This is a genomic window from Salmonella sp. 741265055_HSA (genome assembly GCF_046569525.1).
Taxonomy (GTDB): domain Bacteria; phylum Pseudomonadota; class Gammaproteobacteria; order Enterobacterales; family Enterobacteriaceae; genus Salmonella; species Salmonella enterica.
Map to the genome: position 1 here is coordinate 1 of NZ_JBKFSQ010000028.1, position 12,436 is coordinate 12,436.

The window sequence follows — 12,436 nt, forward strand, 5'->3', positions numbered from 1 at the left end:
CTGTCCGTGTCCAAACTGGCTGCGCCAATAACGCCTGGTGGGATAGGCTCTTAAAGGTTAAGTATTCAAAATGATAAACTTATGGATTGCTGATAAATATTCGTGATGTGTATATTTAATAAATTAATATTATACTCGATATTTTTTTCATTATTATGTTCCACATAAGATGTTATGGCATTAGTTTTATTGGAAAGCATGAAAAGTATAAAAATAAAGAAAAGTCTTAACTCTTTTTTTGCTCAGTAATAGCGCAGTGCAGTTGCCTGCTGAGTGAGGACTGTTCTCTTTAAATAATGATTCAGTGAATAATATAAATTTAAATAATAAAAATCTGTAAAACCACGACTGACCCGCAGTTAGTTTGTGGCAGTTTCAGTCAAGACGGTAGCAAAGGTGATCTACTTAACACTGTAATGTAAAAAATGGGTAACGAACTGGTTTTATCATGTTGTTGTGTTGTTAATTGCGGTAAAGGTGTTATAGAAACAAAATGTAACATCTCTCTGGAACACCCAAACGGACAACAACTATGAATAAATCAGGGAAATATCTCGTCTGGACAGCGCTCTCAGTATTGGGTGCGTTTGCCCTGGGCTATATTGCGTTAAATCGTGGGGAACAGATCAACGCGCTATGGATCGTAGTGGCGTCGGTCTGTGTCTATCTTATTGCGTATCGTTTTTATGGGCTCTATATCGCCAAAAAAGTGCTGGCGGTTGACCCAACGCGTATGACGCCCGCGGTACGTCATAATGATGGTCTGGATTATGTCCCGACCGATAAGAAAGTGCTTTTTGGTCACCATTTTGCGGCCATTGCTGGCGCAGGTCCGCTGGTTGGGCCGGTACTGGCGGCGCAGATGGGCTATCTGCCGGGGATGATCTGGCTGCTGGCGGGCGTCGTGCTGGCGGGAGCGGTGCAGGACTTTATGGTGCTGTTCGTCTCGACCCGGCGCGATGGGCGTTCGCTTGGCGAGCTGGTTAAAGAGGAGATGGGCGCGACGGCAGGGGTGATCGCCCTGGTGGCCTGTTTTATGATCATGGTTATCATTCTGGCTGTCCTGGCGATGATCGTGGTGAAAGCGCTGACCCATAGCCCGTGGGGAACGTACACTGTCGCGTTCACCATTCCACTGGCGATTTTTATGGGCATCTACCTGCGTTATCTGCGTCCGGGGCGCATCGGCGAGGTGTCGGTCATTGGGCTGGTATTTCTTATTTTCGCTATTATTTCCGGCGGATGGGTGGCGGCAAGCCCAACCTGGGCACCGTACTTTGATTTTACTGGCGTGCAGCTTACCTGGATGCTGGTGGGTTATGGTTTTGTCGCGGCGGTACTGCCGGTCTGGCTGCTGCTCGCGCCGCGTGATTACCTCTCTACCTTCCTGAAAATTGGTACGATTGTCGGTCTGGCGGTTGGGATTCTGATCATGCGTCCGACGCTGACTATGCCGGCGCTGACCAAATTTGTTGATGGTACAGGACCGGTCTGGACGGGCGACCTGTTCCCGTTCCTGTTTATTACCATCGCCTGCGGCGCGGTCTCCGGTTTCCATGCGCTCATTTCCTCCGGCACGACGCCGAAGATGTTGGCCAACGAAGGCCAGGCCTGCTTTATCGGCTACGGCGGGATGTTAATGGAATCTTTCGTCGCCATTATGGCGCTGGTCTCGGCCTGTATTATCGATCCGGGCGTTTACTTTGCGATGAATAGCCCGATGGCGGTACTGGCGCCAGCGGGGACAGCGGATGTCGTGGCTTCTGCCGCGCAGGTGGTCAGTAGTTGGGGTTTCGCTATCACGCCGGATACGTTACACCAGATTGCCAATGAAGTCGGCGAACAATCCATTATCTCCCGCGCAGGCGGAGCGCCAACGCTGGCGGTAGGGATGGCCTACATTTTACATGGCGCGTTGGGCGGCATGATGGATGTAGCCTTCTGGTATCACTTCGCCATTCTGTTTGAAGCGCTGTTTATTCTGACGGCGGTGGATGCGGGTACCCGTGCGGCGCGCTTTATGTTGCAGGATTTGTTGGGCGTAGTGTCGCCAGGGCTGAAACGTACCGATTCGCTGCCAGCGAACCTGCTTGCTACGGCATTGTGCGTGCTGGCGTGGGGGTATTTCCTCCATCAGGGTGTGGTCGATCCGTTGGGCGGTATTAACACCCTGTGGCCGCTGTTTGGCATCGCTAACCAGATGCTGGCGGGGATGGCGCTGATGCTTTGCGCCGTGGTACTGTTCAAAATGAAGCGTCAGCGTTATGCGTGGGTCGCGCTGGTGCCGACGGCCTGGCTGCTGATTTGTACGCTGACGGCGGGCTGGCAGAAAGCGTTTAGTCCGGATGCGAAAATCGGCTTCCTGGCCATTGCCAATAAGTTCCAGGCGATGATCGACAGCGGCAATATTCCGCCGCAGTACACCGAATCGCAGCTCGCGCAGTTGGTATTCAATAACCGTCTGGATGCCGGGCTAACCATCTTCTTTATGGTGGTGGTCGTGGTGCTGGCGGTCTTCTCTATTAAGACGGCGCTGGCCGCTCTGAAGATTGATAAACCGACGGCGAATGAAACGCCGTATGAGCCGATGCCGGAAAATGTGGATGAGATCGTGACGCAGGCGAAAGGCGCGCACTAATCTTTTTACATCAATAGCCCTCTCCAGAATAAGGAGAGGGCATTTGAATGACAGGTGACAACGATGTTCGATACGCTTTCAAAAGCCGGAAAATATCTGGGACAGGCCGCAAAAATGATGATTGGCGTGCCAGACTACGACAACTATGTGGAACATATGCGCATAACGCATCCGGATCAGACGCCGATGACCTATGAAGAATTTTTCCGCGAGCGGCAAGATGCGCGCTATGGTGGAAAAGGCGGCGCGCGTTGCTGCTGATGGTTGCCAGGCCTGATAAACGCAACGTCACCAGGCTATATTCTGAAAAATTCAACTTTTTCAAACGCCGCACGCAGGGTGTCTGGCGTTAACGTCACCGGTAAATAGTGGATGGATTCGACCGGGCGCAGGGTATGCGCGATTATCCTATCGATCTCGGCGGTGTTATGAATATCCACGTCCAGTTCGCTAAGTCGGGCCGGCAGATGAAATCGCCGGTACGCTGCAATCAATTGCGCCAGCACGTCATCTTGTCCCAGTAGCGCGCTTTGCACCAGAATGCCATAAGCCACTTTCGTTCCGTGCAGGAATTTTTCCGTTTGCGGCAGGACGGTCAGACCGTTGTGTACCGCATGGGCGGCAGCGACACGGGTATAGCGTTCCCCGAGGCCGCCGACCATACCGCCGCCAGCGATAATCGCATCCACCACGTCGCAAAATGCCTGGGTCAGCCGACGCTGCTGTTTATCCGCTAATGCTTGTTCGCTGCTGGTCAGCAGGAGATCGCGAATAGCGCACGCGCTGTTAATGCCCAGTCTTACGGTCAAAGGTAACGTTTCAGGCTGCGGCGCAAGCACAACGGCTTCATACCATTTCGCCAGCGTATCGCCAATGCCAGCTAACAGATAGTCATCGGGCGCCTGCAGAATAATGCGCGGTTCGACCAGCACCAGAAAATTTGCATCATCAAAAATTTCGAACTGTAACGCCTGTCCCGCGTCGTTATACCAGACGGAAAGCGGTGTCCAGGCGGCGCAGGTCGCCGCGATCGTCGGGATAGCGACAAACGGCAGCGCCAGACGGCGGGCGAGCGCTTTGGCGGTATCGAGCAGCGCGCCGCCGCCGACGCCTATCACCACCTGACGATCGTCGTTGCAGGCGTGCGCCAGTTGGGCAACATGGCGTTCGCTACAATGGCCGGTAAACTGCAGATGTTTTGCGCCAGCACGTTCAAACGCTTCCGGCAGGTAAGGACGGGCGGCGGCAATCGCGCGTTCGCCGTACACCCAAATGGCGTGGGAAAGCTGTTCCGGCGTGAAAAAGTCTGTCAGTCTTCCGAGGCTTCCGGCATGGGAAAAATAATTCGCCGGGCCGGTAACGACGCGGATTTCAGTGTGGTTCATGTTGTGTTGTCCTTAGGGTCTTCTCACCGTTGTTATTATATTTAGACATCTAAACGTCTTGATTGCCAAATACTAACACCCTGTGATAGTGTGTCAACAACCACATCACTGGCGGGTATGAAGATAATGAGAAATAACCCACTGATTCCAAAAAGCAAATTGCCCAATCTTGGCACCACGATTTTTACGCAAATGAGCGCGCTGGCGCAGAAACATCAGGCAATAAATTTATCGCAAGGCTTCCCTGATTTTGATGGTCCTCGTTATTTGCACGAGCGGTTGGCTTATCATGTCGCGCAGGGCGCGAATCAATATGCGCCGATGACGGGCGCGCAGGCGTTGAGGGAGGCCATTGCCGATAAAACGGCGGAAATATATGGTTATCGACCCGATGACGTGAGTGATATCACCGTCACGGCGGGCGCGACAGAAGCGCTGTATGCGGCGATTACCGCGCTGGTGCGGGCAGGGGATGAGGTTATCTGTTTCGATCCCAGTTACGACAGCTATGCCCCGGCCGTGGCGCTTTCCGGCGGCGTGTTAAAACGCATAGCGCTTACGCCGCCGCATTTTCGCGTCGACTGGCAGGCGTTTTCGGCGTTGCTTAGCGAGCGTACGCGGCTGGTGATCCTCAATACGCCGCATAATCCCACCGCTACCGTCTGGCGTCAGGCGGATATCGAGGCGCTGTGGCAGGCTATCGGCGAGCGGGAAATTTATGTATTAAGCGATGAAGTGTACGAACATATTTGTTTTGCCATCGAAGGTCATGCCAGCGTATTGGCGCACCCTCAGTTACGAGAGCGGGCGGTTGCCGTTTCATCGTTTGGTAAAACCTTTCATATGACAGGATGGAAGATTGGTTACTGCGTTGCGCCTGCGGCCATTAGCGCCGAAATACGCAAAGTTCACCAGTACCTGACGTTTTGCGTCAATACGCCGGCGCAACTGGCGTTGGCGGATATGCTGCGCGCCGCGCCGGAACACTATCGCGCGTTACCCGATTTTTACCGGAAAAAACGCGATGTGCTGGTTAACGCGTTGGCGCAAAGCCGATTAAAAGTGCTGCCCTGTGAAGGTACCTATTTTCTGTTAATCGATTACAGCGCAGTGTCGACGCTAAATGACGTTGAGTTTTGTCAGTGGCTAACCGAAGAAGTCGGTGTCGCCGCTATTCCGCTCTCTGTCTTTTGCGCCGCCCCTTTCCCGCATCAGCTTATACGTTTATGTTTCGCTAAACAGGAATCAACGCTGCTGGCCGCCGCAGAGCGCCTGTGTAAACTGTAGTTATTTAACCGTCCACGCTCTGGAGAATCGACGGTCTGCAAAAAGCTCCTGCAGGCCATTGATCTGTTTCAGGCGCAGGACTTCATCGGCGTCCATACCTAACTCCTGGCCGATTTTGCTCTCGTCCCAGCCTAGCAGAGAAAGTTCGCGCACGATTTCTGACATGGCGTGGATCTGGTGGCGCCCGCGCGCGCGGTTATGCCGAATGGTTGCCGCCATGCGTTCGTGACGTTCTCTGTCCAGACATGTTATCGGCAGGTAGCCTTTCAGACGCCTTTTCAGGGCCGCTTTTCCTTTGCCCAGCTCATGACGGTGAAAACCGTCCACAATCTCGTATTCCTCGGCATCGGCCTTTACCACCACTATCGGCTGAGTAAATCCATCTTGTTCAATCGATTTAAGCAGCAGTTTTTTCTCGGGCGGCGCAACGTTATTCGGGTTGTAGTCATTAGGCGAAATATGATCGTTTTTCACCCACAGGACACAATCGACAGGCTCATCGCGAAAAGGACTAACGCTATGTATCGCCATTCTAAATTCATTAATGGCGGCGATTCTCTCTTCTTCAGGCAGTTCAGAGAGAAAGTGAGTTATTTCGGTTGTGAGTCGGTGTTGCATAAGATCCCCCATTCCTGGCGTTTAGTTTTCATACGTTCGTTATAACGCTGGTAATTCTTAGGTTTTGTCGGACTGAATGACAGCGCCCGGCACCAGTAATCATTGTTCAGTAATACTTTGCAGATCCGCCGCCACGACGGAATATCCCGCGATCCGATATCGCCCTGCTGCGTCTGTGGGATGGTGTTCATGCCTTTTTTCTTATACCACTGCAAATAAACGGCGATTTTATTACGGTAATGTTCGGCAGTGACTTCAGGCATACTGTGTAGCAGGAGCAGCGCATACTCCTCCCAGTTAAGGTGATCGGGTTTTAAAATTTTCCGGTGGCCGTAAAAATGGCTGTCCTGCCCGGCGTATATTCCTCCGCTGAGTACGCCGCTGACTCTGGCGCACATGGCCGCCCAGCGCTCAGGTTCGATAACATGATACAGCCATAGCCCCTGCCGTTGTTCCGGGCCGAACGGTTCACAAATACGCATGTAACGGGCCGGTACGCCAGCCTGATACATCAAATTATACAAAGGGTTACATGGTTTACCTGTTTTGGCAAACCAGGTCCAGATATCTGCGGTTTTCCAGTCATAGATGGGGTAGATATACCAGGTGTGCCCCCTGGGGGCTAACGTGGTCCAGGGCTTATCGTCGGCAAAGCGCAGCTTATGCGAGTTAGCAATAGCGACAAACCGGTTATAGGATTCGTCGGAACGAATACCGACCAGCATAGCGGCAGGACGCTTTTCTGAAAACCAGTCGGCAAAATCGCGAACGAACTGTTCAAAGGTCATGCCGTGTTGATAAAAGGAAAAAAAGGCCGGATCGGTAATCGCATCTTCTGGCGGTTGTCGTACCCAGTCGGCACCCGGCTGCCAACACTGCCACTCCGGCTGGTATTGTGAAAGGGAATTTTGTGTGGTTAAGGGTAATGCGACCCAATAAAAACGCTCAATAACGTCCGCGTAGTATTCACGTAATGATTCAATATAGGCGATGGTACAGGAGAATTGCGCTTCCCAGTCAATGAAGAGAACGTGGATCTTTTTATTCATTTTGCGCGCCAACGTTGCCGTCAGGTGCAGCATAAGTCCTGAATCTTTACCACCAGAAAATGAGACGCAGACCCGGGGTAAGGTTTCCAGGGTCCACATTATACGCTCTTGAGCCGCTTCCAGAACATTTTGCTCAAGCGGAACTTTATAAACCGACATCTCTGGATAGTCTCCGATGTGTTAACTACAGTATATTCGAAATAATTAACATAAAGGATAAGCTGATTAGATGAACTTGCAATGCTTTATTATATTTATTAAATAAATGCATTATATAAATATATACATTGAATTTATATTAATATTCGTTATCTGACCTTCTTATTAATGCTTTTTTGTTATTTGCTCAATGAGCTCAGTAAATCCGCTATTATTCAGCGAAGCTCTATTATACATAAGATAGAGTTGTATGGGAGCAATGGTAAAAGGTATGGTGATTTTTTTAAGTTTGATAGTGGATGAGTAATAGTCAACAAGTGATTGTGGTAAAAAACCAATAAGCTCCGTGGCGCTGATGGCGTTGGCGATGGTTATCAGCGATTTGCTTCTGAAACCAATTATTCTTTCCCCCAGCATATTATGGATAAGTGAATGATGCTCTTTTATATCGTTTTCCCGGGCGACGAATTGCGTAAATGACTCTTGTAGAATTTCGTCGATAGTTGCGGTTTCACCTAGCCGGGGATGGTTTTCACTGCAAGCCAGGATACATTCCACCTTATTAAAGTGAGTACAAACAATAGAACGATTATTGAGTGGGGCCATTGAAACCACAATATCTGCTTTGCGGTAGGCAAGAAGATCTTCAGGCTGTTCGTCAGTGGTCAAAATGTCGTGATGTTCAATTTCAACCTGTGAATCTTTGCGGATATATTCAACTAATTTCATCACATATTGGGTGATCAATAGTTGTGGGCTGTAAATAATAAACTTTTTCTTCAGGCTGGACTGATTCATTATATTAATAGTTTGTTCCAGGCTGTTAAGGTTATTTTCTAAATGATAATGTAAATTAATGCCTGTTACGGTAGGCGTAATTCCTTTGCCTGAACGAATAAATAAAGGGTCATTGAATTGCGTGCGCAGGCGTTGCAATGACTGGCTTACGGCAGAAGGTGTAATATAGAGAGTTTCTGCCGCTTTGCTAATGCTTAAATGTTGATAAATACATTCAAATATAACCAACAAGTTAAGATCAAATTTTTTAAGGTCGTAAAGGTTAGCCATAGTATCTTCCTGGCATAATCATGGTATATTCTATGATTATGACTTAATCTCAATAATTTACCAGAATTATGTTTATTAAACTTAATGTAGAGTTTATTTAAACTAAAATACCACAGTTATGAATATTTTAGCGAGTAAATAATTACAGTAAAGGCGGACATAACTGACACCTATATAATCACGCCGTTAGTCTAAGAGCCTATCCCATTAGGGCTATTTTACTTGCCATTTTGGACCTGGGCAGTGCTCAAAATCCTCACGTACTACGTGTACGCTCCGGTTTTTGCGCGCTGTCCGGGTCCAAACTGGCTGCACCAATAACGCCTGGTGGGATAGGCTCTAAAAAGGCTGTGCCGGATGACATGCTGGTCTGGCGTCGCGTTAATGCCAGGAGGAGGTTGGCCCGACAAACACAGCGCTATCGGGCGTGGTACGGTTAAGCTCCTGCCTTGCTAATTTCTGCGTTAAGGCTGCCCCATCATGACGTCCAGTTGCGCTTTTTCCGGTAAACCCACAACCTGTTGCAACGTCTTATCTTTATTCATGTAATAAATTGCTGGCGTCGCGTTAGCGCCAAGATCGTCCATTAACTGCTGATTCTGATTAATGACTTTCATCTGCGCCGGGGGGATGGACGCCGGAACCTCCAGCTTCATCTTTCCTGCGGAGGCTTCATAGTCATGCCAGGTTTTCGCCGGGTCTTTCGCGGCTAAAATCGCTGCGGCTGTGGCCGGGCTTTCCGGTTTAATCACGCCCACCAGTAACGTACGTAATTGTACCTTGCCGGATTCGACCCACGGGCGAGCTTGCTGCCAAAACTGCTTACAATAGGGGCAGAAAGGGTCGGCGAAGACATACAGCACCACCGGCGCATCTTTTTTACCGTCGAGTATCCATGACGCTTTTTCCATTTTCTGCCACATTTCACGTCCGGCGGGCGCATAGATCTCTTTTTCTATCAGGGCGTTGCTAAGATTTTCACCTTTTTCATTATACATATAGCCGGAAATCGCGTGTTTACCGTCCGGTGTCAGGTAAATCGTGACGCCCATATCCTGATACTTTCCGAGATAGCCCTTCATGCCCCCCGGCGCCTCGAAGGATTTCAGGATGGTTATGCCCTGTTTTTCAATGGCTTTTACCGGCGCAGGCAGTTCTTCCGCGTGGGCGAGAATGGGCAGCATAGCAAGCAGCAATGTACGTTTAATCATATTTTTTCCTTTTAAGATCAAAGCGAAAAGAGTATTAATGATGATGCCTATCGCAGACATAGGTAAGAGCTGGCGTGGCAGGATTGCCCTTTCTGTGCTGGGGTGATGTAATCCTTTTCGCTGTTACAGCCTTTGTTAAGGTAATGTAGAGCGCAACACTTAGCCAGCATATACGCTATGGATTTCGAATTGCAGACAATACGCCTGTAATTTGCAAGACGAGTCGTACTGGCTCTGAAGTTACCTGCGGGTAGTTCAGGTAATGGGGCCGCCTGTCAGGCGGCCTTTTTACTTTAGATGGCTGACAGGGCGCAGTGTTCACAATGTCGCCCGAATCGGGTTGTTAGTTAACGCTTATTGATTTGATAATGGAAATGCATTAGCTGAATCAGCAAAATTTCGTTAACTTACTCCTCAACGAAAACACGGAGGAAGTATAGATGTCCTTAATTAACACCAAAATCAAACCTTTCAAAAACCAGGCGTTCAAAAACGGTGAGTTCATTGAAGTCACCGAGAAAGATACCGAAGGCCGTTGGAGCGTCTTCTTCTTCTACCCGGCCGATTTTACCTTTGTTTGCCCGACTGAACTGGGTGACGTTGCCGACCATTACGAAGAACTGCAGAAGCTGGGCGTAGACGTTTATTCCGTCTCAACCGATACTCACTTCACGCACAAAGCATGGCACAGCAGCTCTGAAACTATCGCAAAAATCAAATATGCGATGATCGGCGACCCGACTGGCGCCCTGACCCGTAACTTCGACAACATGCGTGAAGATGAAGGTCTGGCAGACCGTGCGACCTTTGTTGTTGACCCGCAGGGTATCATCCAGGCGATCGAAGTTACTGCTGAAGGTATCGGCCGTGACGCGTCTGACCTGCTGCGTAAAATTAAAGCAGCACAGTACGTTGCCGCTCACCCAGGCGAAGTATGCCCGGCGAAATGGAAAGAAGGTGAAGCGACTCTGGCTCCATCCTTAGACCTGGTCGGTAAAATCTAAATTTCCGTCGCCTTTCACGCCATAGCTGCGTTGGCGTCGCCTGCTCACCCCGGTCACTTACTTCAGTAAGCTCCCGGGGATTCTCAGGCTGGCCGCCTTACTCTGACGTGAAATACTTTGGAAATTGTTTCAGTCATGGGCGCACCCGCGCCCATTTCATTTCAGCACCATGACGCAAGTTGCATTAATGCAGTCCCGCGAAGTCGGCTTGCATGATGATGTTTTCAGAGAGGGAAGAAGAATGCTCGACACAAATATGAAAACCCAGCTCAGGGCTTACCTTGAGAAACTGACCAAACCTGTTGAGCTGATTGCCACGCTGGATGACAGCGCTAAATCGGCGGAAATCAAGGAACTGTTGGCTGAAATCGCCGAGCTGTCCGACAAGGTCACATTTAAAGAAGACAATTCTCTGCCGGTGCGCAAGCCGTCTTTCCTGATTACGAATCCAGGCTCTCAGCAGGGGCCGCGCTTTGCCGGTTCTCCGCTGGGCCACGAATTTACCTCGCTGGTTTTGGCGCTGCTGTGGACCGGCGGTCATCCGTCAAAAGAAGCGCAGTCGCTGCTGGAGCAGATTCGCGATATTGACGGCGATTTTGAATTCGAAACTTATTATTCACTCTCCTGCCATAACTGCCCGGACGTAGTGCAGGCGCTGAACCTGATGGCGGTACTGAACCCGCGTATTAAACATACGGCAATTGATGGCGGCACCTTCCAGAACGAAATCACCGAACGTAGCGTGATGGGTGTTCCGGCGGTATTTGTTAACGGTAAAGAGTTCGGCCAGGGACGTATGACTCTGACCGAGATTGTCGCTAAAGTGGATACTGGCGCAGAAAAACGCGCGGCGGAAGCGCTGAACAAACGCGATGCGTATGACGTGCTGATTGTCGGCTCCGGCCCGGCGGGCGCGGCGGCGGCGGTCTACTCGGCGCGCAAAGGCATCCGTACCGGTCTGATGGGCGAGCGCTTCGGCGGTCAGGTGCTGGATACCGTGGATATCGAAAACTATATCTCGGTGCCGAAAACCGAAGGCCAGAAACTGGCGGGCGCGCTGAAAGCGCATGTCAGCGATTACGACGTTGACGTTATCGACAGCCAGAGCGCAAGTAAACTGGTTCCGGCCGCGACAGAAGGCGGCCTGCATCAGATTGAAACGGCGTCCGGCGCAGTCTTGAAAGCGCGCAGTATCATCATCGCCACCGGCGCGAAATGGCGCAATATGAATGTGCCGGGCGAGGATCAGTATCGCACCAAAGGCGTCACCTATTGTCCGCACTGCGACGGTCCGTTATTTAAAGGGAAGCGTGTGGCGGTCATCGGCGGCGGCAACTCCGGCGTTGAAGCGGCTATCGATCTGGCAGGTATTGTAGAACACGTTACGTTGCTGGAGTTCGCGCCGGAGATGAAGGCGGATCAGGTGCTACAGGACAAAGTGCGTAGCCTGAAAAATGTCGATATCATTCTGAATGCGCAAACGACAGAAGTGAAGGGCGACGGTACGAAAGTGGTGGGGCTGGAGTATCGTGACCGTGTCAGCGGCGATATTCATAGCGTCACGCTGGCAGGCATTTTTGTGCAGATTGGTCTGTTGCCGAATACCCACTGGCTGGAAGGCGCGCTTGAGCGTAACCGCATGGGCGAGATCATTATTGACGCCAAATGTGAAACCAGCGTTAAGGGCGTCTTCGCCGCAGGCGATTGTACCACCGTTCCTTACAAACAGATTATCATCGCCACTGGCGAAGGGGCGAAAGCCTCGTTGAGCGCCTTTGATTATCTGATTCGCACCAAAATCGCATAAAAAGAAGTAATCACACCTGCAAGGTCAGTTAACTGGCCATCGTAAATGGCCCGATAGTGTAAGCTATTCGGGCCTGCGGTGTTTATGCCTGGGGAACGCCGCCGGGTAAAACACGTTCTTCATTATCAATACTCTGAAACCGTTTGTTAATAACAGACGGTTTTTTATTTCAACGGTCTTCTGTTTTTAAACTTTGAAACAATAAAAAAG

General features: G+C 50.4%; 10 protein-coding genes. 5 read left to right on the forward strand and 5 right to left on the reverse strand.

From position 1 onward, the window contains the following. Positions 1 to 532: 532 nt before the first annotated feature. Both cstA and ACLD4K_RS15545 read left to right on the forward strand, forming a co-directional pair. The gene (gene cstA, locus ACLD4K_RS15540) at positions 533 to 2,638 is read left to right on the forward strand and encodes a pyruvate/proton symporter CstA (protein ID WP_001043108.1); all 2,106 of its coding nucleotides are present in this window, start codon (positions 533 to 535) and stop codon (positions 2,636 to 2,638) included. Positions 2,639 to 2,701: 63 nt separating this feature from the next. Continuing rightward, positions 2,702 to 2,899, forward strand: coding sequence for a YbdD/YjiX family protein (locus ACLD4K_RS15545; protein ID WP_000460619.1), 198 nt, complete (start codon positions 2,702 to 2,704; stop codon positions 2,897 to 2,899). Between the two features lie 35 nt (positions 2,900 to 2,934). On the opposite strand, the gene ACLD4K_RS15550 is transcribed toward ACLD4K_RS15545, so the two are convergent. Next, positions 2,935 to 4,023 carry an oxidoreductase gene (locus ACLD4K_RS15550; protein WP_411012117.1) on the reverse strand — a complete coding sequence of 363 codons (1,089 nt, stop codon included), beginning with the start codon at positions 4,021 to 4,023 and terminating at the stop codon, positions 2,935 to 2,937. A gap of 126 nt (positions 4,024 to 4,149) precedes the next feature. Here ACLD4K_RS15550 and ACLD4K_RS15555 point away from each other — a divergent pair, with 126 nt between their 5' ends. Beyond that, complete coding sequence (locus ACLD4K_RS15555; RefSeq protein ID WP_411012118.1) at positions 4,150 to 5,310, forward strand: pyridoxal phosphate-dependent aminotransferase; 1,161 nt, start codon at positions 4,150 to 4,152, stop codon at positions 5,308 to 5,310. Here ACLD4K_RS15555 and ACLD4K_RS15560 read toward each other — a convergent pair whose 3' ends face one another. From ACLD4K_RS15560 to dsbG, 4 genes are all read right to left on the reverse strand, one after another. Beyond that, complete coding sequence (locus ACLD4K_RS15560) at positions 5,311 to 5,928, reverse strand: IbrB-like domain-containing protein (protein ID WP_001164755.1); 618 nt, start codon at positions 5,926 to 5,928, stop codon at positions 5,311 to 5,313. Next, complete coding sequence (locus ACLD4K_RS15565) at positions 5,901 to 7,136, reverse strand: phosphoadenosine phosphosulfate reductase (protein ID WP_076726236.1); 1,236 nt, start codon at positions 7,134 to 7,136, stop codon at positions 5,901 to 5,903. Before ACLD4K_RS15565 ends, ACLD4K_RS15560 begins: the two co-directional genes overlap by 28 nt. Before the next feature lie 165 nt (positions 7,137 to 7,301). After that, positions 7,302 to 8,204 carry a DNA-binding transcriptional repressor CitR gene (citR, locus tag ACLD4K_RS15570; RefSeq protein WP_076726238.1) on the reverse strand — a complete coding sequence of 301 codons (903 nt, stop codon included), beginning with the start codon at positions 8,202 to 8,204 and terminating at the stop codon, positions 7,302 to 7,304. A 464-nt stretch (positions 8,205 to 8,668) separates the two neighbouring features. Beyond that, the gene (gene dsbG / locus ACLD4K_RS15575; protein ID WP_411012119.1) at positions 8,669 to 9,415 is read right to left on the reverse strand and encodes a thiol:disulfide interchange protein DsbG; all 747 of its coding nucleotides are present in this window, start codon (positions 9,413 to 9,415) and stop codon (positions 8,669 to 8,671) included. Positions 9,416 to 9,855: 440 nt separating this feature from the next. Here dsbG and ahpC point away from each other — a divergent pair, with 440 nt between their 5' ends. Both ahpC and ahpF read left to right on the forward strand, forming a co-directional pair. Then, the gene (ahpC, locus tag ACLD4K_RS15580; protein ID WP_000052802.1) at positions 9,856 to 10,419 is read left to right on the forward strand and encodes an alkyl hydroperoxide reductase subunit C; all 564 of its coding nucleotides are present in this window, start codon (positions 9,856 to 9,858) and stop codon (positions 10,417 to 10,419) included. A gap of 241 nt (positions 10,420 to 10,660) precedes the next feature. Then, positions 10,661 to 12,226, forward strand: a complete 1,566-nt coding sequence (gene ahpF, locus ACLD4K_RS15585; RefSeq protein WP_411012120.1) for an alkyl hydroperoxide reductase subunit F — start codon at positions 10,661 to 10,663, stop codon at positions 12,224 to 12,226. Positions 12,227 to 12,436: the final 210 nt, after the last annotated feature.